Genomic DNA, 21,896 nt, shown 5'->3' with positions numbered 1-21,896 from the left:
GCGACAGACCTCTGGTCGTCGCCGCTCGAGAGATATGGGCAGGAAGCGCTGTACAGGCGTAGGGCTTCATCCTCGCAATGAGGAAGTTGAAAAAGGTGTGGTATTTGTTCCGACCTAACCGACCGTCGGTGTGCCGCGAAAGATGCTGCTCGCGTAGAGCCGGCGTCGGTCCGACGGAAATTCAAAGCTCAGGATTTTTTGTCCGATTGACGACAATTTTGCCAACCACCATCGTCATCAAAGCAGACACAACAAAGAGGACCGCCACGACGATAAGGCCGATGGCCAGGTTACCTGTCGAGGTCTGAATTCGACCAATTCCCATCGGTGCCAACAATCCACCCAGTAGCGCGCCAAACGAGGCAATAAAGGCGATGGCAGCTGGCTTCACTTGCTCAGGGAGGAAGGTTTGAGGAATGGACCAAAAGATGGCCAAAGAAGAAAAAACCCCAATCGTGGCCACGACAAAGCCCGCGGTCGCGGCCAATGCACTGCTGGAAAGCGCAACGGTCCCGTATCCGATTGCGGCGACCAGACATGCACAGGCACCATGCATCACGCGCTCGTCACGACGGTCCGAGGACCTGCAAACGAACGTCATGCCGATGACGCCTAGGAGCGGAGGAATAGCAGCCACCAATCCAATCTGATTCAGCGGGACACCATTCGCGTGAAGAATCTGAGGCTGCCATGCAGTGAGACAAGCATTACCGCAGAAGATGCCGACATAGACAAAGCACATGAGCCACAATGCCGGAGTGCGCAACACGGTTCCGAAGGTATGCAACGACGTCGATTCCGATTGGCTCCGCTCAGTGGCGAGCTCCGCTTCAAGCCAGTTCCGCTCGTGCGTTTCCAGCCATTTTGCTTGATGCGGGCGGTCCGTGAGATAGACAATGCCGAACAAGCCTAGCACGACCGCTGGTAGCCCCTCGAGGATAAACATCCACTTCCACCCTGGAAGCCCGAACGTACCGTCGAGCTTGAGGATGCTGCTCGATACGAGCGAGACAAGGATGTACGCCAGCGCAATGGAATACGTGAACATCGCGTTGTATCGCGCGCGGTGAGACCGAGGAATCCAGAAGCTTAGGAACAAGAACACGCCAGGCGTCAAGCCGGCCTCTGCGACGCCGAGCAGGCCGCGAACAACGTAGAAGCTGGTCGGTCCCTTGACGAAGGCCATGGCCGTCGTCACCAGGCCGAACGCTATCGCGATTCTGGTGAGCGTCACCCGCGCGCCGAACCTTGCGAGGATGAGGTTGCTCGGTACCTCGAACAGCGAGTAGCCCAAGAATAGGATGCCCAGGCCGATGCTGTACATCTGAGCGGTCAGCCCGAGTTCCCGATTCATGGAGAATGAAGCGAACCCGATGTTCGCGCGGTCAATCACGGATATGACATACAGCGCGATGAGGAACCACATGAGGCGGCGTCCGACCTTCCGCACAATCGCATTGCCGTCGAGTGGTTTTACGCCCGAGACATCCGAATCGTGCACCGAGCCAGTTACTGAGTTCATCTCCAAGTCTCCATTTTTGGTGTTCTCGCTTTTACGAAGCGTCGCGTCGCTTCTTGTGTGCGACTGTGACCCAAGAGGCACTACGCCCCCGGTGGGCAGTACAGGGCTCGCGTCTCCGTGAATGCCAGCAGTCCCTCTTTGCCGAACTGTCGGCCCAAGCCCGACTCCTTCATCCCGCCGAACGGAACCAGCGGGTCAACGCCAACGTGGCGGTTTATCCAGACCGTTCCTGCGACGAGACCTGATGCCACTTGCTGCGCCGCGGCGATGTTCGAACTCCAGACAGATGCACAGAGCCCATACTTGCCGGCGTTCGCTTGTGCGACTGCGTCGTCGTCGTCCTCGAAACGCATGACGGGCAAAACGGGGCCAAACGTCTCTTCGTCGACAAGACGCGCCCCCTGTGTAAGCCCGGTGACGATGGTCGGCTCGATGAAATATCCCGGCTTATCTACAGCGCTTCCGCCCACTACAAAGCGAGCCCTCGGGTCAGCCTTCGTTTCCTTGAGCACGGATAGAACCGAGTCGAACTGAGCCTGGTTTTGAACCGGGCCGAGCTTTACATTCGGGGTAAAGCCGCCGCCCATTGGTGTGTCACGGGCAATCGCGGCCATCCGCTCGACCAGTTCGTCGTGTATCGCGCTATGCACGTACATTCGCTTGATGGCCATGCAGACTTGGCCGCTGTTGACGAAAGCAGCGCCAAAGAGTGCAGGGGCAACATGCTCCAGATTCACGTCCTTACGGACGATGGCCGCATCGTTTCCACCTAGTTCGAGGGTAAGCCTCTTCAATGTGCTCGCTGAACTGGCGACGACTCGCTTCCCGGTCGCAATGGAACCGGTCAGCGTAATTTTCGCGACGTCAGCATGCGTGCTCATTTGCGCGCCCACGTCGTTGCCACCGTTGATGACATTGAAGACGCCTCGGGGGAATACATCCCTCGCCAGTTCCGCGAGCTTGAGCGTGGAGAGCGGTGTGTACGGCGACGGCTTCAGGACGATGGTGTTGCCGGTGTAGAGCGCATGCGTAATCTTAGGCACGGCGAGCCCAATGGGAACATTCCACGGTGCGATTGCGCCCACGACGCCGAGAGGCCGATGCTGAAGGACGACGCGACCGCCTTCGTCGTCTCGTAACACTTCGTCTTCGATGTCGATGGTCAGCATGGCTCTCAGCAACATCGCCGCACGCTCGATTTCGACGCGTGTCAGTGCGAGCGGGCGACCTTGCTCCAAGGTCAGAATCGCTGCGAGCTCAGCTACGTTCGATTCGAGCACTTCTGCAAAGGCACGAAGGCAGCGACGTCTTTCCTTTGTCGCTGTCGCAGCCCACGCGGGGAATGCAGCGTCGGCTGCAGAAATCGCCTGCTCGAGTTGCGTCGCTGTCGCGATGGGCGCAATTGCACATTCGGTCGCCGTGGCCGGGTCAATGACGGGCGCATATTGGCCACCCTCGACAAGCTCACCACCGATGAGCAAACGCAGAGGATTTGACTGCAAGTGGGTCATGACTGCGCTGGGACTGTCCAAAACCATGTCTATTTCCAGGTTGATTGCCCGAAGTTGAATATCGCTACGCTTCGTTGACTGCAACAACGCGACCGAGCACGTGTCCCGCTGAGAGCTCACCCAAGGCTTCGTTGATTGACGACATTGGGCGAGCATGCAGCCGGACAGGGAGGTGTTGCGGCGTGCTACGTTGCATAAGCTTGAGCAACGCTCCCATCTCTTCCAACGAACCGACGTAGGAGCCGCGCAACGTGACATTTCGCATCGGCAGCAGCGCCGTCGAAATGGAGAGCGCTCCTCCGAATAGCCCAACGACAATGACGGTTCCCCCGCGCGATACAGCCTTCAAGGACATCTCGACAGTCGTTCCGTTGCCGACGAAATCGACGACAGCGCGGATACCGTTGGGCGCGAGCTTACGCAACTCGGTGAGGGCATCAGGAGACCGCGTATTCAGGACTGCATCGGCACCTGCCTGCTTTGCCTCCTCAAGCTTCGCGTCTTCGATGTCCGCGACAATGATTTTTGTGTCGGTCAACATCCCCGCGATGGCTACCGCAGCCAGGCCGAGGCCGCCGGCGCCAACCAGTACAAGCGCGTCATCTTCGAGCAAGGGCGGAAGCTTCAGCAACGCGCTGAACGCAGTGAGCCCCGAGCATGCACACGTCGCGGCAAACAGAGGATTTAGCGTCCCGTAGTCCAGCAGGTATCGCCCGTGGGGCACCATCACGTAGTCTGAGTACCCGCCAGGCCTTCGAGTACCGAGTGCACGGCCGCTCTCGCAGTCGACTTCGCGGCCGTTGCGGCAATTGAAGCATTCGCCGCATCCGTGCCAGGGGTAGACAACGCACTTCGTTCCCACGGCGATGGTGGCGTCTTCACCGACCGCATCGACCACGCCGACGATTTCGTGTCCCATCGTGAACGGCAATTGGACGCCGACGCTTTCGAACGAGACCTTCTGTCCGTTGCCCAGGTCCAGCGCACCATGCTGAATATGCAGGTCACTGTGGCAAACGCCGCAGGCTTCAACCTTCACGCGAACTTGCGGTCCTACTGGCGTAAGCGTGTCGCGCCGAACGAGCTGGAGCGGCTTACCCCACTCAGTAATGTCGTAGCTTTGCATGTGCTTTTCTCAGTGTGCGACGTGGGCAGCCCTAGCCGACGGCCGCTCGTTCGCAATCAATGCGTCGAGCATTCGTCGAATCCTCAGGAGCGTGCCGTCTGCTGCGATGGCAATCATGGGTGCATCCGGCGCACCGACGATTACCTTCTGCTGGGCTTCAATGATTTGACGGTCTTCGTCAAAGGCGTTTTCGACCTGAGCCGTGAGTTTCCCGGTCAAATCGGCAACGCTTGTCTGGAAGTTGTTGTGGGCTGTTGCCCAGAAATAGTGGGCGGTGTTCTCCGTCTCGGGCGTAACCGCGATGAAGGTGTGCAGCTTGATGGTGGTGGGCGCACTGCTGTCGTAGCCCTCGCCAACGGGAGCAATTACGGAATCCTGGACGAACAGATTCCCTCGAATGCGCCAAACGTAATAATTGAACCGGTCGACGGTCTCCGGCAGGTCGCCGAGCTCGCGCGCAAATGATGGCGCACCGCAGTTCAACGTGGTGAATCGAACCTGCACTGCCTCGTCGGAGAACTCCGTCTCGGGCCGAATGCTGCCTTGCTTGCGGGTTCCTATGGACTTTCCGTGGACAAAGCCAAGATGGGAGAAATCGAGCAGGTTATCCGTGATGAGTTGAGCACTCGAGGCGTAGTGCATGTAGCGCCCTTCCTCGACGGACCATCCCTGCTTGCCCGCCCAGTGCAGCCGCTGAATCTCAGCAGCCCTGGCTGCTGAAGGCTCGCCCATCCAGACCCACGCGAGGTTGTCGCGTATCTCGACCGGATAAGCGCGAACGCGCATCTTGTCCGATACCCGCTCCTGCCCGGGAATTTCGATGCACCGCCCGTGGCAGTCGAAAAGCAGACCGTGGTACATGCATCGAACGGCGTCACCTTCCTGCTCGCCTTTCGACAATGGCGCCGCCCGATGACAGCATCGGTCTTCCAGGGCGGTGAGTGTCCCGTCGGCGCGACGATAGAACACTAGGTCCTCTCCCAACAGCTTACGAGCAGTCAAAACGCCAGGTTTGAATTCGTCATTCCAACCTGCGACATACCAGGTATTTCGTAGATACACAGCGCGTCTCCTGTTTCTGATGGGTGTGCAATCAGCGGCATGGGGCTGCCGCGAAACAAAGCACACGGGTTTTCAGGTCAAGACACTGTATCTGCCGAAATATTGGGCGTCTGCCACCCCTGCGGGGGACAAACACCCAACTTATGGCTCGGTAATTACCCTCCCTCTCTGGGGCCAGGCATGCCAGAGCCGAAGGTAGGCAACCATCAGCTCTCTTTGCGAGGTGATTTGCAACCGCTGGTAGGCGCGCTTTACGTAGCTGCGTGCCGTCTCAGCTCCAATTTCCAACTTCAGTGCCGATTCTCCAATCGTGTGCCCCATCAACAGGTGAGCGCACATCTCGCGTTCACGCTGTGGCATCGCCACGCATTCGCGCAGGCATCGCTGAATCAGGTCGATGGAGCCAAGGCAGTCCGCCACGGAAAACGTCGCAGCGCTTGTGGCGTAATGGCGGTCGATAAGCGCGAAAACAATGGGACACGCCGCTAGCAAGCTCTCAATCTGCTGTTGCTGAAACGGGGAGCTGACGTTCCACCGCAGTGCGCTGAGCGCGTAGGTGCCCGCGCTACCCTGTTGGCATAAAAGCATGCGGTCGACGAGCTGTGGATAGACCTCCGCAAGCAACTGCCCCTGCGGGAGGTCGGCCTTCTTCATTCTCGAATGCGCAAAGTTGCCCCGACGCAATTGCATAGTCGCCTGACGGAGCGCAGGGTCAGCCGTCCAAAGCGAGTGGCGGGTGTAGAGCGTGATTCGAGCAGCTGAACCAAACCGCGTGGGGTCACTTGACGTTATGGCTGTAACTGCATCATCCCGGACCCGATAACAGGCGAAGAAGTCGAGCCTGCAAACGCTCATCAAGTACCGCTCAAGGTGTGTTCCAAACGAATCGGTGCCAATCGCCGCGATAGCGTTGGCAGTCCATGCCTCCGATTGAATTTTTGCTGCCATCTCCATTGCACTCCTCCGTGGCGGTCGCCGGCCCGAAAGAAACGACTGAACAGCAGCGCCACCTTACAGCTAGATGTTACTTCTGAAAGGGTTGCGTCGTCGTCGCTGGCGCGCCAGGGTTCTCCTCAGTTTGACAACCAGTCTCCTCGCTTTTACGATTGGCCCACCAATTGTGGTGGGCCAATTTGGTTGGGCCAGTTTACATCCAATTAAAAATCGAGGTTCGTAAATCAAATGGAGGAGACGTTGAGGAAGCTCATGATTGCGGCGAGCGCGCTCGCCGGCATTGCTGCATTGCCTGCGCACGCGCAAACATCTGTTGTTCTATACGGATTGATTGACCAAGGGTTTGCATATACCAGCAACGTGCAGACTGGTCGGACAGGGGGTGCGCTAAAGGGGAAGCAGCAATACGCGCTCTCCGATGGCGCGGCAGGCATAGGTGGCAGCCGCTGGGGCTTGAAAGGGACTGAGGACTTAGGCGGCGGCTATCAAGCCATCTTCACGCTGGAAAATGGTTTTAACATCAATACTGGCGGACTCGCGCAAGGCGGGCTGATGTTCGGCCGACAAGCGTTTGTCGGCCTCGCGGCTCCGGTAGGTCGGCTCACCTTCGGTCGACAGTACAGCATCGTCGCCGACATGCTGGCGCCGTTTTCAGAGGCGGGAGAAATACCCACTCACATGGGCGCAAACCCAGGTGACTTCGACGACTTAGGTCACTCGTTTCGGCTCAACAATACAATCAAGTTCCGGTCGACCGATTTCCACGGCGTAACACTCGGTGGGATGTATTCGGTTGGAGGGTTAGCAGGAGCCCCAGGCCGAAATCAAATCTGGTCTCTAGCAGCAACATACGCGATGGGGCCGTTCTCAGCCGGCGTAGGTTACACAAATGCTCGAGACCCGAACCTGTCCTATTTCGGAACCAACGGAAACGCTGGTGGCAGTAATACGGACAACATGGGGACAATCGGGACGACGGCCACATCAGTACAGACGAATCCAATTTACTCAGGCTTCGCCTCTGCCAATACGCTGCAGCTTCTCATTGCAGGTACGAAATATCGGCTTGGCAGTTTAACGGTCGGTGGAACGTACACCCACGCGAGCTATGACGGTCTGGGAGATACGACGGCCGGACCGAACCCTGCAAGATATTCAGGCACGGCAATAATCAACAATGGCGAAGTCAACGTCAGCTACATCTTTACGCCTGCCTTTAGCGTTAACGCGTCCTACGGCTACACGCGTAAGGCCAGCGTTGGCTCTTTCGGCGAGGCGACATACAACCAGGGCACGCTGGCAGCATCATATTTGCTCTCGAAGCGGACCCAGCTCTATGCGTTCGCCATCTACCAGAAAGCGTCGGGAACCGACTCGTTGGGGCAGCCTGCGGTCGCCTCAATCACACAGTTGACCGCGTCGTCAAACAACAAGCAACTGCTCATCCGGGTGGGAATCGTTCACACCTTCTAAACGATGCAAAACGCTGCGGCAGGTCAGTCGGGTTGGCCTGCCGCGCGCTTTGCTCGGGACTTGGTCGGCTTGGTAGAAGGCGCATCCTCGCCGCCGAGAATCTCGTTCCAGGCGTCGACCGCGCTGCCGAAGTGCCCTTCCATCAGGATAGTTGCCTTTTTGGTATCGCGCTTCTTCACGGCTTCGTAGAGCTTTGCATGATGCTCCGCCGAAACTTCGCCTCTTGCCGAATCGGAGAAGAGTGCAAAGCGGCGGCTTTCGGAAATCCGATAGAACGAATTCAGCAGCCGCACGAGGACTTCATTGTGTGCGCAGCGGGCCAACGCCATGTGGAACGCAGTATCCTGCACGGAGATGTTTCCCTTGTTGGCCAGCACGGCCTTCGTCGCGTCAATGATGGATACCAGGCCATCGAGGTCAGCTTCGGTTCGGCGCTCACAAGCGAGCTGCACAGCGCGAAGCTCCAATGCCCATCGAACTTCGAGCGTCTCCTTGACTTCTTTCATCGAGGGCTCGGCGCCCATCTCGGTCAGGAGCACAATCGTTTCGAAGCTGCTGTCGGTAGACATCCGACGCAGATAGATGCCAGAGTTCGGCCGCGATTCAATCACTCGAAGCGCACTCAACGTGGACAACGCCTCGCGCAGCGCATTTCGGCCCACGCCGAATCGCTCCGCTAGAGCCCGCTCAGATGGCAGACGCTCTCCGCTCTCAAAACCGCGCTCCTTGAAGAAGGCAAGCATCTTGCCGACGAGCTCGGCGCGCGGGGTGGCTTCACGCGTTGCGGCGGACGTAAGTTCCATATTGCTTACCGATGAAGGTGCCATGAATGTTTGGAAATTATACAGGCCGCCGCATCGTAGCTAGGCGCCTTATCAGGTTGTAAGCCTCCAGTTTAAAAGGGTGTATGGAGGCGCAGAGTCGTGATGGTGTTCGAATACACCCACAACTGGCGTACCTATCGAGACGGTCTGCGTCGGGTCACCTAGGAGATTCCCTAGCATCCGGACGTTGCCAGCCTGAGGAAACTCGACAAGCACCACCACATACGGCAGATTGTTCGCGAGAGAGGGATGTGACGGATGCCATACACGCTCCCAACTGAAGATGTTTCCTTGGGGAGCAATCTCCTCCCAAATGGGGTCGAACTTCCTGCAAGCGTGGCAAATCCACTCCGGTCCGAACTGCCACGTCTGACAATGTGTGCACCGCTGGACCCGGAGCTTTTCTTCGCGCAAGCCTTCCCAGTAAGGTGCCGAGACGCCGTCTGCTTCAGGAACTGGTGCCGGCAGGCCGGCCGGAAGATAAGAGTCGCTCATAGCGTAGCCTCGGAACCGAAAATCAGGCTACTGGCGGGCGATACCATTGGGCCGCCAGTCACTAATGCGACATCACTATTCCGCGCCTGGCTGGTCGACTCTCCACGCACCTGCCTTGCTGCTTCGAGGACGAGTTCGAATCCCTGCAAGTAGACCTCGCCCAGGTTACCGCCGCTTGTATTCAATGGCAGCTTGCCAGCTGGAGCGCTAAGATTTTCGAGCGTCATAAAGTCGTTGATTTCGTCCGGCTTGAAAAATCCGTGCTCGCATAGTGACATCAGGACGCCACCCGTGAAATTCTCATACGCCTGCACCGACCCGACTTCGGCTGGCCCAACCCGCGCCATCTCGTAGAGGTCGTCCGCGATTGAACTGTAGTTGGCGGATGCGTAGACGGGTGCGTTATGAGGAGTGGCGCCGGCGCGCCACTCTGCTCCACTGGCTGCACCGAGGAGATACACCGGCGGGCAGGCAAAATCTCGGGCCTTTTCTGCGGCGACCAGAATCAATGCTGCCGCTCCGTCGTTCTCCATGCAACAGTCGAAGAGACGGAAGGGCTCGACAATCCAGCGGGAGTCGTCGTACGCCTCGGCCGTTAGCGGTTTGGCGTACATCACCGCACGAGGATTGGCTTGAGCGTGTAGGTTCGACGCCAGCGCCACGGCACGTAGCGCCTCGCGTTCGACCCTGTGCTCATGCAAGAAACGTTGGACACGAAGCGCAAACTTCTGGGGCGGAGCCATGACACCGTAGGGCATTTGATAAGCCATGTCACCGGAGACGGTCGTACGTGACGCCGCCTGGCCGAAGCGACCAAACTGCCCCTGCGCGAGCCCGCGGTACACAACCAAACATTGCGCCATTCCCGCGTTAATGGCGGCCGCACCGTTGGCAACGGCGGCGGCACAGCCCCCGCCGCCGCCGCCCCACTGCATGGTGGTTGAGCGCATGCGCTTTACGCCAAGCGCCGTGGCCAGGCGAACTGCATCGTTCCGGTCCTCCCCAAACGATGCGAAGCCATCGATGTCCGATGGGTCGACGCCTGCGTCACGACAGGCAGCCAGAACGGCCTGCAGGACGAGCTTGAACTCAGGATGAGGCGACCGGCCAAACTTGAAGTATTCGCTTTCGCCGACCCCGACGACTGCGACCCTGCCACGAAGCGTTCGCTCATGGCTCATGTCTCAACCTCGGTACGTTTTGTCGGCGCAGTTCTGTCCTTGCCAGCAAAGCTGTAGACCGCGCCCCGTTCAAGCAGCCCTGATGCCGCCTCGGCGTCATATCCCAGCACCTCGGTCAATACATTGAAGCTATGCTCGCCGATTCGAGGGGCAGGCCGCGGGTCTTCGACAGGCGTTCCGCTGAAGCGGAACGGCAGCGCTACATTCGGCAACCAGCCAAGGTCAGGATGCTCCACTCGTGTCACCAGCTTGCGCTCCTGTGCCTCCGCCGACCGAATGGCTTCTCCGACCGACCGCACTTCCCCGCATGGAATCGAGGCGGCACGCATGCGCTGCTGCCAATGCGACCACGGGAACTTCGCAAAGGCCTCATCTAGCACCTTGAAAAGTTCAGCGCGCCGCGCGATTCGCCCGTTGCGGTCGGCAAGCACCGGGTCATTGGCAAGCTCCGGCATTTCCAGCACCTGATTTGCTAGGCGATGGAAAATCTTGTTGTTGCCGCAGTTGATGTAGAACGCCTTGTCGGACGCTTTGAATACGCCAGACGGACAGGTGTCGGGACTCGTGTTGCCGTGACGTTGCGGCTCTGCGCCAGTGAACACGTGCTGCAACGTTGCGTAGCCCGTCATCAGCACTGCGTTGTCGAACAACGAAACCTCTATTGCCTGTCCCTTTCCAGTGCGTTCGCGAGCGACGAGCGCTGCGAGCATCGCATTGCTCGCCATCATGGCCGTACTGATGTCCATGACAGGTGAGAGCGCCCGAACGCCAAGGCGGTCGGGATACCCGTTCATTGAGACGAACCCGCTTTCTGCCTGTGCGATGGGGTCGAAGCCGAGCCGGTCTGCGAAGGCACCCTCGCGGCCATAGGCCGAGACCGAGCAATAGATGACCTCGGGGTTAGTCTCGCGAATCGTCTTGTAATCCAAGCCCAGTCGTTCCATGACGCCGGTCGAGAAGTTCTCAGCGACCACGTCCGCCAAGGCAATCAACTCTTGAGCAATCCGACGTCCTTCTTCCGACTTCAAATCGAGCGCGATACTTCGCTTGTTTCGATTCGACCAGAGATACGGCGCGCCGATGCTTTCGTCCTGAGGATGAGCCGGCGGGTAGTATCGAAACTCGTCACCACGAATGGGCGCTTCGATTTTGATAACGTCAGCGCCCATGTCCGCAAGCATCATTGTGGCGAACGGACCGGCGATGAAGTGTGTGAAGTCCACCACCCGAATTCCAGCCAACGCTCTGGGAGCATCTTTGGGCCGAGGTTCATGTTTGGGGAACTCTTCGGCAAACGTCGAGGACATGAAGTCTCCAATATTCCAGTTCGCGCTGCTTATAGCGCGCGGCTTCTCAGCCGTTTAATTTACAGGTCCAACACCAACGTCTTCGAGGACGCGCCAGAGCAGCACACCATGACCACCGTGTTGCTGGCCTTCTCTTCGTCGTTCAGGAAGTCGTCCCGATGGTCAGGAACACCATCAATGACACCGGTTCGACACGTTCCGCACACCCCGGCGCAGCAGGCGTATTGGACGTCCACTCCTCGGTCGAGCAATGCATCGAGGATGGTTTTTCCTGCTTGAACCGGGATACGCTGGCCGCTTTTCTTCAGCACAACGTCGAAGCCCCCTTCAGTAGCGGACTCACTTGCGGCCGCGAACCGCTCGAAGTGAACCTGCTCTTGTGGTAGCGACGTACACGAGGCGATGAAGTCATCAACCATTCCGCGCGGGCCGCAGCAATAAAAATGGGTGCCACCGGGGGCTTCAGAGACGAGCCGTCGAATGTCTATGCGGGCGCCTTCGCTTTCAAGATGTAGCTTGACCCTGTTGTCTGCTTCGGGAACCAGCGCGAGCTCTTCTGCATATGCCGCCCGAGCGCGATGGCGAGCAGCGAAATGCAGCTGCCACCTCGCGCCCAGGCGCTCAAGCCGGCGAATCATCGACACCACCGGCGTGATGCCAATGCCGCCGCAAATCAACACGGAGTTCTCAGCTTGTTCGTTCAGAGGGAAGTTGTTGAGCGGCGCAGAGATGGTGAACCGGTCTCCTACTCGCGGCGTCATGTGCATCCACGCCGAGCCACCGCGTCCCGAAACCTCACGCTGTACCGCAATCACATAGCGATGTCGTTCATGTGGGTCATTGAGGAGTGAGTAGCTCCGCACCCGGTTTTCGGGAAGATAAAGGTCGATATGTGCGCCTGCTTCGAATGCCGGAAGCAAAGGAGCATCAATCGGGCGGAACTCATAGGATGCGACGTCATCCGCTTCAAGCCGAATTTGGGTAAGGCGGACGTCGATTCGGTCGGCGTTAGGCTGGGACATAGTGACCTGGCAATGAGCGTTCGACGATTAGGGCGTGTATCCGAAGTCGGTACCGAGCCGAGCCTTCATGAACTCCGCTCCATCTGCGGTCCAGGATGAACCAGCTGGCATCGTGAGGGAGACCGCGCGGACCATCCACAAGTCTGGCTTGTCCAATGGGACCGGAGATGTCCGCTCAGATGCGAGCTTGCGGATGTTCTCGAGCAGCATGCGGCGCGTCATTGCAATGCCGGTGTCGCTTATGCCGAGGTTTTCCTTGCGGCGGTCATAGATGGGCGATACGCCCGATTGGCAGGCGGCGTCCTGTACCCACAGGCCGGGCAACCCCGAGAACCAGGTCTTGGTCTGAGCGTCGTAATTAAACAAAAATCCCGACGCGAGATTGAACTTGGTCCAATACTTCGCGTACGGCTGGGATACCGGACGGGGCTCGAACGCGTCCTTGCTGGCGTGGCCGGTCTCACGACCACCGTAGCCTTCCTTGAACACCTTGCGGGACTTCTCGTACAGCGGCGTGGCCGGTGTGTAAGAGAACATCAAGCAGAGCGTGTTCTCGTCGTCGATGGGTACCCAGGCGTGGCCGCTGAGCTCGGGATACTTCGACTGAGGAGGCACCAGCGTGTAGAACGGGAATAGGAACTGGTTCACACGCCAGTAGTGGTTCTTCTCGTCGAGCGCACGACGAGACGCGATGCTGATGCCGAAATCGCGCCGTTGGCATTCGAACACCGGGCGCAAGTCTTTCTTGGCGGTCCAGTCGTTGATAGAACCTTGCGCGTCGATACGGCCATGAAGAATCGGGGCATGGGCTGAATCGATTTCGCCCTCGACAGCCTGCAGCCAGTTGCATTCCTGGACACGGAAGCTGAAGTGCACGTTCTCCATGGGAACCATGTTCCATTCGAGGTCCGGCAGTGGAGGCAGTGCATCACGCGGCGCTTCGCCCATGTATGCCCACACGATGCCGTTGCGCTCCTGACACGGATAGTTCTTGATGCGGACCTTCTCCTTCAGGCGGCTCTCTTCGGGCTCGGCCGGCGTATCCAGCACGCGACCGTCGACGCCGAACTGCCAGCCGTGATACACGCAGCGCAGACCGCACTTCTCATTGCGACCGAAGACTAGCGGCGCGCCGCGGTGAGGACAGACATGGTCAATGAGACCCACTCGCCCCTCGCTATCGCGAAACGCGAGCAAGTCTTCACCCAGCAGCCGCACACGTTGCGGCTCGCCGTCGGCGACCAGGTCCGACGACGGCAAAAACGGCAGCCAGAAGAGGCGCATGAACTGACCGGTGGGGGTACCTGCGCCGACGCGAACCAGCGCTTCGTTGTCTTCGTGAGAAAGCATTGTGGGACTCCACATTTTCAAATTGGTGGGACCAATTTAAGTGAAGACGCAGGGTTGGTCAACTGCTCAAGGAGGGGAAAACTTGGCTTCTGAACGAATCAATGCATCGATGCCCATACGCATAATTTGCCGCAAATTATTGATTTATATACGTTTACTTCTCGCACGACACGGCTTCAATCCTCCTCGATAGGGATTTCCCGGACTTGGTAGGATTTCTGCGAAATCTTATATTTGCACCCACCAGATTGGCCCATCCACATATAAAACTTGGAGAACACGTGTCCCTGCCACAGAGAACGACCATCGAAGCGGCTCTCGACGACGGCCGCCCCGCAGCCGCGATTGGGATTGACGGCGCGCGCACGGTTTCCCGCATCGGCCAGCGGCTGATGTGGTACTTGATTGCCCTTTATGTCGTGTCGGTGCTCGACCGCGGCAATCTGAGCTTTGCCTCGTTTTCGATGAACAAGGAGCTCGGGCTTACTCCGCAGATGTACAGCATCGGGCTGGGCATCTTGTTTCTGGGCTACTCGTTGTTTGAGGTGCCGAGCAACCTTGCGCTGGCGCGATTCGGGGCGCGAATTACGTTGACACGTATTGCCATGCTGTTCGGATTGGTGACCATGTGTATGGCGTTCGTGACTGGACCAATCAGCTTCTATACCGTGCGCGCGCTGCTTGGTATTGCCGAAGCGGGGCTGACCCCGGGTGTGTTCTTGTACTTGAGCTACTGGATTCCCGACAACTACCGCGCGCGATACAACGCAATCTTTACGTACTCGGTTCCGGCAGCGTACGTTCTCGCGTCGTTGGTGTCCGGCGCCATCCTGCAGCTCAATGGAACATTCGGGCTTCCCGGCTGGAAGTGGCTGTTTCTGCTGGAGGGTTTGCCAGCTGTAATGCTCGGGGTGTTCGGGATTTTCTACCTCACCGACCGACCGAATCAGGCGAAGTGGCTCTCGAGAGACGAGAAAGCCTGGTTGGCCAACGAACTCGAAATCTCGAATTTGAAGAAATCGCCGACTGCGGAACTGAATACCTTTGCAGCCCTCCGGCAGCCTGTGCTCTGGGTGCTCATTCTGGGATACGTTGGCATCTTCTGCGGCAACGCGACGGTTGGTGCTTGGTTGCCCCAAATCCTTCATCTTTACGGCGTGCCGTTAACCCACATTGGCCTGGTAGCAGCGATTCCGCCGCTTGCCGGCATGGTTGGAATGACAATGCTGTCGCGTCGCTCCGACCGCCTAAAGGAACGAGTCGGGCATACAGTCGCGTGCACGCTCATTGCCGCCATTGGATACGCGACGGTTGCCATCTCCAGCAACCTTTCGACGGCGCTCATCGGCTTCATGCTCGCCAACATCGGGGTCTACGCATCGTTGGCTATCTTCTGGTCGATTCCGCAGACCTATCTCCCCCAACGGATTCGCCCCGCTGTGATTGCAGTCATCAGCTCATTCGGGGCAATCGTAGGCGGCTGGCTCGCTCCGTTGCTAATCGGCCGCATACAGCAGCAAACCCATAGCCTATCCACTGGAATGGTCGTTGTCGCAGTGCTGTTCCTGCTCTCTTCCATGTGCGTGCTTTTCGCCGGCCGGAGACTCGCCACACAAGCTAAGAAGGATGCTCAATGAGCTACGTAGGACCTCTGAAGGGACTTAAGGTAGTCGAGTTTGGTGCTGTTGGCCCGGTACCTTTCTGCGCGATGCTTCTCGCGGATATGGGCGCAGATGTGATTCAAATCACTCGCCCTACGGCCACCGTCAGCCAGAGCGATTTCACCCAACGTGGGCGCCGCTTCGTTTCGCTCGACCTCAAGAGTCCGGAGAACAGAGACGAAGCGCTGCGCCTCATTTCGGTCGCCGATGTTGTCCTCGAGGGTAACCGCCCTGGCGTGATGGAGAAGCTAGGCCTCGGTCCGGACACTTGCATGGCACGTAATTCGCGACTCGTCTATGGACGGATGACAGGATGGGGGCAACATGGCCCGCTTGCAACCAGTGCCGGACACGACATCAACTACATCGCCATCACTGGCGTGCTCGACGCTATAGGCACGCAGGGACGCCCGGTCGCTCCCCTGAACCTCGTGGGCGACTATGGCGGCGGCTCGATGTTCCTCGCCTTCGGCATTCTGGCGGCGGTGCTAGATGCCCGCGCTAACGGACAAGGCCAAGTGATTGACGCTGCCATGGTCGACGGTGCGAGCTACCTGATGTCGCTGTTCTACCGTCTTCGCGCGCAAGGGAAATGGCAGGGACCGCGCGCCACGAATGAACTCGACGGTGGCGCGCCGTGGTATGACACGTATCAAACGGCGGACAAAAAGTGGGTCGCAGTAGGCGCAATTGAAGAACCGTTCTGGCAGCTGATGCTCACGAAGTTGGGATTTGCTCCCGAAAGTTTTCCGTCGAGAAAGGACAGGGGCAACTGGCCAACTATCCGAGAGAAGCTGGAGAATGCATTCGTCGGGAAGACGCGCGAAGAATGGAGCGCAATCTTCGATGGAACCGATGCATGCGTGAGCCCCGTCTTGTCCATGGACGAAGCGCACCAGAACGACCACCTGAAGGCAAGAGAAACATTCGTCGATGTCGGCGGCGTCGTACGGCCTGCGCCAGCTCCTCGGTTCAGCAACTCGAAGCCCGCTCATCAAAGGACTGACCCAGCCAAGGTCGAGATTGCGACCTTGATTGCGTATTGGAGCCACTAGGATAATCGTCGCCTTTAAGAGATTCGGGTACAAGGCGAGGCTGTCCTGTCGAAGAACCTTGGAGGCGGCGAGACGCACCTTCGCTTCGAATTTCGCGCATCCCAAGCGTCGCGTTTGGCTACTCGTCAAACGAAGGCGACGCGCCAATTAATGTACTTGCGACTGATATTTGAGGTGCGCACCACAGCGAAGACGATACATCGTGTATTCCAAAAAGACACCGGGATGTCTTTTGCCCAGTGGCGCCAACAGGCGAGGCTCTTTTCGCGCTTCGTCGGATAGCAGACGGAGAGCGAGTCATTGACGTTGCTTTAGACAGCGGGTACGCCAACTAAAGTGCGTTCGCGGTGTTGTTCAAGAAGCATTTTGGCGCGCCCCCTTGGGCCTTCTACAGCTGACCCGTCCGCGGTTCGTAGACACTTCACTCCGCGGCCGCGTCGAGCAACTTGAGTGTCGCGGCCGCCGCGCCCTCAAATCCAAGTCCATGTTGCGGACTCGTGTTTGGCTCCCGAAGATTAATCCGAATGAGCCTATGAGCTGCATTCCGCTCACTGAACCGCCGCCCCGTGGGCAGCAACTTAGTCGACAACGGTCTTGTCGCCGATACTACCGTCGTATCGTCGACAGTGGCGGAGCCGCTGAAGGTGCGCGTTTGCATCTCGCATATCAGTTGGCTCTTTATCACCTCATTGAGATTCATGGTACCGAGGTGGTCAGTGCATTGATACTGGATACCCCGAACCAGCAGGACCAGGCGCAGATGAACTACGAGGTCATCCATAAGGCAATTATGAAGTATGTGCGGAACGATACTCAGTTGATTCTTTGCGCGACGCGGTCTCCCGCTCTCAAGGCGTATGAGATGGGCGCGCACGTAATCGAACTGAATAGCAAAAAGCTGCTCACAGAGAGAGCTTTCGGTGACGTGCAGGTGCACTTCGACGAGGTGCGTTCGGTGTGGAACGGATAGCTTAGGCCCCCGGAAAGTGCAAACAATCATACTAACGAAGAAGCGGGATTGGTTGGCGTTTCCGGCGTCGCGCATGGGGGGATAACCACGACACGTGCTTCGCCGTCCTGTCGACGACGTGGGTATTACGCGCGAGTGGATTTCAGCTTCTTTCTCATGCAGACGGCAGTACTTGGACAAAGCTGCGCGAACTGCGTGCTGGTCTGAATCCCCGCTGGCGCGCTCGGGCGGTCGTCGAATGCGTAGCCGGCCCGCCGAAAGAAGTCGGTCGCGGTCGTCGTGAGCAACCATAACTCCGATATGCCCGAAGCGAGCGCCGTCTCTTCTGCATGTGCGAGCAGCTTGCTTCCCAATCCAGCCCTGCGCTCAGGCCCTGCAACCGCCAATGACCGCAGTAGCGCGTCGGCTCCAAACCTCTCCAGGCCAACGCTGCCGACCACTGACCCGTGGGCATCTTCTGCGACGGCAAAATCGCGTAACAGGTTGGGTGTGACATCGGAAGCCGGCAACTCATTCATTGCGAGCAATGCCGCAATGGCGTCGAGGTCTTCGCTTCGCGCGGAACGTACCTTCATAGTCGGAGTTGTCTCTTACGATTTAGAAGCGAAATCAGGCGGCTCTAGTTGCCGTGTGACGGCTGACTCGAACAGCGACGAAGAACGCAATTGCTGACACTATCGAAACAAGGAACACGGTCCACTCGACAGCTAAATAACCGCGAGTGAAGCTCCAAATGCTGGCCGCGGCAATCGGCGCTATTCCCTTGGCGACGTTCGACGGGAACGAAAGCATGCCGCTAACTGCGCCGTAGCCTTCGGTCCACATCAGGTCCTGCACGATGGTGCCGCGGAGGATGGTCATCATGCCATTCGCAGCGCCGTAGCAAAGCGCGAATAACCAAAGCATTGCAGCCGAATGACCGGCACCTATCAGAATAACGGTCGAGAGCGGGAATAGCGTCACGATGATGATGCCCACGGTACTAACATGAACCGTGCGACCGAAGGTGAACCAGACGGCCCGTGCGGCTACCTGAGCGGGTCCGATGAGCGCCATGGTCGTTACCAGCACGGCGTTCGACACGCCGCGCTCGACCATGAGCGGCACCAGATGAAATGTGAGTGCCGCGAACGTCGCGTAGTAGGCAGTGAAGCAGACAGCGAGCGCCCAGAAAATTGGCGAACGAAGCGCGCGGCGGGTAGCCGCATCGTTCGCCAGTTTGACCTCACCACTGGTCGGCCGTACTCCCGCGTCAGCCTTCGACGAACGGATTGCCAGCACGTGGATAGGAAGGCAGACGAGGAGGTTCAGTGCAGCCAGGACAACAAGCGACGTGCGCCACCCGACTGAGCCAACGAGGAACTGGGTCAACGGAATAAAGACCGTACTGGCGAACCCGGCCACCAGCGTAATGAGCGTGATTTTGTTACGGAAGCTTCGTGGATACCGGTGCGTTACAACGGCGAAGACAGGGTCGTAGAAGGTGGCAGCCATCGAAATCCCGAGGCCTATCCATACAACGAAGAGGACCGTCAGCGAATGCGCGCCTGCCCAGAGCAGCAGCATGGCCGCGGCGACGACCGACCCGATAGCCATGATGCGACGCCCCAGTCCATGGTCAATCCAGCGCCCGATGGGATAGGCCGCGAACCCTGAAACCAGTAACCCTACGGAGAGCGCGGCGTTCATCGCCGTCCGACTCCAGCCCATGGTTTGCTCCATGGGAACGACCAGCAGGGAAAAAGAATAATAAACGGAACCCCAAGACACCAGTTGTGCCAGCGCCAAGGCCCACGTAACGAGCCGGTCTTGGATGTCTGCTGGCGCGGTACCACTCGCGTTCTCATCCCGAGTTGACATCGTGCTCAATTTCTTCAGCCTCTCATCTGGTTCAGTGTGTTGACGGTGGCACCGCCGGTGCGGAATGCGTCGCAGCAAAAGAACGTAGTGGAAGCGAGTCTGTGGGCGATGATGGTGCCGACCCGCTCATGGAGGGGCCAACTATTGCGTGTCACCGCCATCGGCGGGGTTGTCTGTACGGCGCCGAGAAAGCCGATTCCTTCCCGTTCGCAATACCGCTGGACGCGTAGCGCGACGAACCGCTCTCTCAGGCGTGCAGATGCCCCAGTGACGCCTCCTTTCTCATGACGCGCGGTCAATGCGACAAAAAACTTCGAGCCCTCGTCGGCGAGACGATTGCGGACTCGCAGCAACGGCGTCTTCCAGTCACACGGCGGCCAGACACGGCTCAGGACTTCCGCATCCATGACGAGGACAGCCGCCGACGAGCCGTCTGCAGCCAGGAATCGCGCAAGCTCAAGTTTCTCGTCGACCGCTGCTGTTAATGCAATCGCTGATGTCGCGTATCCAGTCTCCAACTCAAACGCCTGTGCTACGTCCGCCGGGAGCGACCCGCACCATGATTTTGTCGTAGCGCGCCCGCCAGCAGATTGTGTCGCTGCTTCAGCAGTTCGCCCGTGTGCCATCAGCATGAGGAATCCCCGCATGGAGCGGCAATGCCACCCTCCCGATACCGGTAGGAGCGAGTCAGTCAAAACCTGGTCGTCGTAGTCCATGGCAGCCTCAGAAGATTTCACATTTCCAGAATACCGGAAATGTCGTAGAATGCAAGTATCGGAGTGAGAACGTGGCCGTATTCGGCAGGGCTGCAAAGCCGTCTTGAATCGACGGAACGCCTCCATATAATTGGAAATGTCAAATAGCAGGGTAATGAGATGACAGTTCACGCAATCAATGGCGACCGGACCTTCCCGGCCGCCAGGACAGATTTTTTCGACACCGATATTGCAGCGCGCCTCGGCATGGAGGGGCAGCCACCGGTCAGGATTCTGCTGCTCTACGGTTCGCTGCGTCAGCGCTCGTACTCGCGGTTGCTCGTCGAGGAAGCTGCTCGCCTGTTGCAGACGTTCGGTGCGGAAACGCGGATTTTCGACCCGCGCGGTCTGCCACACGCGGACGACATCGACGTGAAGAACCATCCCAAGGTCAAGGAGCTGCTCGAGCTGTCGCTGTGGTCAGAGGGGCACGTGTGGTGCAGCCCAGAGCGCCACGGCACCATCACCGGTCTGATAAAGACGCAGATTGACCATCTGCCGCTGGTGAGCGGCGGTATCCGTCCGACGCAGGGGCGCACGCTCGCCGTCATGCAAGTCAGTGGTGGCTCGCAGTCCTTCAACTCGGTTAATCAACTGCGTCAGCTTGGCAGGTGGATGCGGATGTTCACCATCCCCAACCAGAGTTCTGTCGCAAAGGCGTTCGAGGAGTTCGAAGAGGATGGGCGAATGAAGCCGTCCCCGTACTACGACCGCTTGGTTGACGTCATGGAGGAACTCGTCAAATTCACGCTGCTACTTCGCGGGCGTGCCGACTATCTTGTCGACCGGTACAGCGAACGTGTGAAGGAACACCGTCCGCTCGACCCGGCGACCGACCTGGCCTCCCAAGCAATCGCTGGTCATTCCCGCAAAGAAGCGCAGGCGAGCAATCATTAAGAGGCACGTCATGGCAACCCTGGATTCGAAGCTGGCAGTCAAGGCGCTCGCAGCGCTCGCACATGAAACCCGTCTCGCGGTCTTCCGTCTTCTGGTGACAGCTGGACGCTCGGGTATGAGTCCAGGAGCGATTGCCGAAAAGCTGGGGCTCCCGGCGCCCACGCTGTCATTTCACCTGAAGGAGCTCGCCCACGCGGAGCTCATTGAAGGCAAGAGTCAGGGCCGGTTCATCATCTACTGCGCCAGCTATGACCACATGCAGACGCTCATGGATTTCCTGATGGAAAACTGCTGCGCGGCGGAGCAAGCAGAGCAATGCGGCTGCGCGACCAACGAAACGGAGGCGTAAATGAAGCGATTTCACGTGCACGTTGTTGTCCCGACGCTTGACGAAAGCGTGCGTTTCTATAGCACCATGTTCGGCGCGGAACCGTCGGTACTCAAGGACGATTACGCGAAGTGGATGCTGGAGGACCCCCGCATGAACTTCGCCATTTCAGCGCGTGGCGGTGAGACTGGCGTCAATCACCTCGGCTTTCAGGTCGACAGTGACGAAGAGTTGGCTGCTCTTCGCGAACAGGTCGTAGCCGGTAGCGTCGCGGTACAGGACCAACCTAGCGCCCAGTGCTGCTACGCCAGCTCGAACAAGTACTGGACGCAGGACCCGGCTGGCGTCCCGTGGGAGACGTATCACACCCTCGGCGGCATCCCGATGTTCGGAGCGGACAGCCGGGAGTCGGCCGCTCCTGAAGCGGGCGGGGCCTGCTGTGCCCCGGTTACCTCGATTCCGGCCGTGATTGAGAAAAAAGTCGGCTGCTGCTGATTGGCGGCGACAAAAACAAACGGCCGCCCAAGGTTACGAGGCGGCCGT

The 21,896-nt window shown here is 58.6% G+C and carries 21 protein-coding genes; 7 read left to right on the top strand and 14 right to left on the bottom strand.

Annotation, left to right across the window (positions count from 1 at the left end):
* Window positions 1-181 precede the first annotated feature (181 nt).
* The 5 genes from PQR32_RS23735 to PQR32_RS23715 all read right to left on the bottom strand — a co-directional run bounded on the left by PQR32_RS23735 (window position 182) and on the right by PQR32_RS23715 (window position 6,175).
* A complete protein-coding gene (locus tag PQR32_RS23735) occupies window positions 182-1,522 on the bottom strand; it encodes an MFS transporter (RefSeq protein ID WP_408232404.1) in 1,341 nt (446 codons plus the stop codon).
* Between the two features lie 80 nt (window positions 1,523-1,602).
* The gene (locus PQR32_RS23730; protein ID WP_408232401.1) at window positions 1,603-3,060 is read right to left on the bottom strand and encodes an aldehyde dehydrogenase family protein; all 1,458 of its coding nucleotides are present in this window, start codon (window positions 3,058-3,060) and stop codon (window positions 1,603-1,605) included.
* A gap of 37 nt (window positions 3,061-3,097) precedes the next feature.
* The gene (locus tag PQR32_RS23725; protein ID WP_408206121.1) at window positions 3,098-4,159 is read right to left on the bottom strand and encodes an alcohol dehydrogenase; all 1,062 of its coding nucleotides are present in this window, start codon (window positions 4,157-4,159) and stop codon (window positions 3,098-3,100) included.
* A gap of 9 nt (window positions 4,160-4,168) precedes the next feature.
* Complete coding sequence (locus PQR32_RS23720; RefSeq protein WP_408206123.1) at window positions 4,169-5,221, bottom strand: Rieske 2Fe-2S domain-containing protein; 1,053 nt, start codon at window positions 5,219-5,221, stop codon at window positions 4,169-4,171.
* 141 nt (window positions 5,222-5,362) lie between these two features.
* Window positions 5,363-6,175, bottom strand: coding sequence for a helix-turn-helix transcriptional regulator (locus PQR32_RS23715; protein WP_408232397.1), 813 nt, complete (start codon window positions 6,173-6,175; stop codon window positions 5,363-5,365).
* Window positions 6,176-6,415: 240 nt separating this feature from the next.
* On the opposite strand from PQR32_RS23715, the gene PQR32_RS23710 reads away from it, so the two are divergent.
* Window positions 6,416-7,648 (top strand): porin, encoded by a 1,233-nt coding sequence (locus PQR32_RS23710; RefSeq protein ID WP_408206127.1) that lies wholly within the window; start codon window positions 6,416-6,418, stop codon window positions 7,646-7,648.
* A gap of 23 nt (window positions 7,649-7,671) precedes the next feature.
* On the opposite strand, the gene PQR32_RS23705 is transcribed toward PQR32_RS23710, so the two are convergent.
* The 6 genes from PQR32_RS23705 to PQR32_RS23680 form a co-directional block, all read right to left on the bottom strand.
* Window positions 7,672-8,451 carry a FadR/GntR family transcriptional regulator gene (locus tag PQR32_RS23705; protein WP_408232394.1) on the bottom strand — a complete coding sequence of 260 codons (780 nt, stop codon included), beginning with the start codon at window positions 8,449-8,451 and terminating at the stop codon, window positions 7,672-7,674.
* Between the two features lie 72 nt (window positions 8,452-8,523).
* Entirely contained in the window at window positions 8,524-8,967 is a 444-nt protein-coding gene (locus PQR32_RS23700; protein WP_408232391.1) for a Zn-ribbon domain-containing OB-fold protein, read from the bottom strand.
* Complete coding sequence (locus PQR32_RS23695; protein ID WP_408232388.1) at window positions 8,964-10,148, bottom strand: thiolase C-terminal domain-containing protein; 1,185 nt, start codon at window positions 10,146-10,148, stop codon at window positions 8,964-8,966. Before PQR32_RS23695 ends, PQR32_RS23700 begins: the two co-directional genes overlap by 4 nt.
* Window positions 10,145-11,455: a CaiB/BaiF CoA transferase family protein gene (locus tag PQR32_RS23690; RefSeq protein ID WP_408232385.1), complete on the bottom strand. Its 1,311-nt coding sequence runs from the start codon at window positions 11,453-11,455 to the stop codon at window positions 10,145-10,147. The genes PQR32_RS23695 and PQR32_RS23690 overlap by 4 nt, the downstream gene beginning before the upstream one ends.
* Before the next feature lie 59 nt (window positions 11,456-11,514).
* Window positions 11,515-12,477, bottom strand: coding sequence for a PDR/VanB family oxidoreductase (locus PQR32_RS23685; protein WP_408206136.1), 963 nt, complete (start codon window positions 12,475-12,477; stop codon window positions 11,515-11,517).
* 27 nt (window positions 12,478-12,504) lie between these two features.
* Window positions 12,505-13,827 (bottom strand): Rieske 2Fe-2S domain-containing protein, encoded by a 1,323-nt coding sequence (locus PQR32_RS23680; protein ID WP_408232382.1) that lies wholly within the window; start codon window positions 13,825-13,827, stop codon window positions 12,505-12,507.
* 281 nt (window positions 13,828-14,108) lie between these two features.
* On the opposite strand from PQR32_RS23680, the gene PQR32_RS23675 reads away from it, so the two are divergent.
* From PQR32_RS23675 to PQR32_RS23665, 3 genes are all read left to right on the top strand, one after another.
* The gene (locus PQR32_RS23675; protein ID WP_408232379.1) at window positions 14,109-15,464 is read left to right on the top strand and encodes an MFS transporter; all 1,356 of its coding nucleotides are present in this window, start codon (window positions 14,109-14,111) and stop codon (window positions 15,462-15,464) included.
* Window positions 15,461-16,543 (top strand): CaiB/BaiF CoA transferase family protein, encoded by a 1,083-nt coding sequence (locus tag PQR32_RS23670; protein WP_408232376.1) that lies wholly within the window; start codon window positions 15,461-15,463, stop codon window positions 16,541-16,543. Before PQR32_RS23675 ends, PQR32_RS23670 begins: the two co-directional genes overlap by 4 nt.
* A 532-nt stretch (window positions 16,544-17,075) precedes the next feature.
* Complete coding sequence (locus PQR32_RS23665) at window positions 17,076-17,513, top strand: hypothetical protein (RefSeq protein ID WP_408232373.1); 438 nt, start codon at window positions 17,076-17,078, stop codon at window positions 17,511-17,513.
* 125 nt (window positions 17,514-17,638) lie between these two features.
* Here PQR32_RS23665 and arsN2 read toward each other — a convergent pair whose 3' ends face one another.
* The 3 genes from arsN2 to PQR32_RS23650 are packed head-to-tail and all read right to left on the bottom strand — an operon-like array spanning window position 17,639 to window position 20,089.
* Window positions 17,639-18,088, bottom strand: a complete 450-nt coding sequence (gene arsN2, locus PQR32_RS23660; RefSeq protein WP_408206146.1) for an arsenic resistance N-acetyltransferase ArsN2 — start codon at window positions 18,086-18,088, stop codon at window positions 17,639-17,641.
* 34 nt (window positions 18,089-18,122) lie between these two features.
* On the bottom strand, window positions 18,123-19,382 hold the full coding sequence (locus PQR32_RS23655) for an MFS transporter (RefSeq protein WP_459251909.1): 1,260 nt from the start codon (window positions 19,380-19,382) through the stop codon (window positions 18,123-18,125).
* Between the two features lie 5 nt (window positions 19,383-19,387).
* Entirely contained in the window at window positions 19,388-20,089 is a 702-nt protein-coding gene (locus tag PQR32_RS23650) for a hypothetical protein (protein WP_408232368.1), read from the bottom strand.
* A 246-nt stretch (window positions 20,090-20,335) separates the two neighbouring features.
* Here PQR32_RS23650 and arsH point away from each other — a divergent pair, with 246 nt between their 5' ends.
* From arsH to PQR32_RS23635, 3 genes are read left to right on the top strand one after another with little or no spacing between them, the layout of a single operon-like run.
* Window positions 20,336-21,025 (top strand): arsenical resistance protein ArsH, encoded by a 690-nt coding sequence (gene arsH, locus PQR32_RS23645; protein ID WP_408232586.1) that lies wholly within the window; start codon window positions 20,336-20,338, stop codon window positions 21,023-21,025.
* A gap of 10 nt (window positions 21,026-21,035) precedes the next feature.
* On the top strand, window positions 21,036-21,374 hold the full coding sequence (locus tag PQR32_RS23640) for an ArsR/SmtB family transcription factor (RefSeq protein WP_087645399.1): 339 nt from the start codon (window positions 21,036-21,038) through the stop codon (window positions 21,372-21,374).
* Window positions 21,375-21,848 (top strand): ArsI/CadI family heavy metal resistance metalloenzyme, encoded by a 474-nt coding sequence (locus PQR32_RS23635; protein ID WP_408232365.1) that lies wholly within the window; start codon window positions 21,375-21,377, stop codon window positions 21,846-21,848.
* The last annotated feature ends 48 nt before the right edge of the window (window positions 21,849-21,896 follow it).

This window comes from Paraburkholderia dipogonis (genome assembly GCF_046027395.1).
Classification (GTDB): domain Bacteria; phylum Pseudomonadota; class Gammaproteobacteria; order Burkholderiales; family Burkholderiaceae; genus Paraburkholderia; species Paraburkholderia dipogonis_A.
The sequence above is the reverse complement of the archived record's forward strand: the minus strand, read 5'-3'. Positions and strand labels throughout refer to the sequence as shown.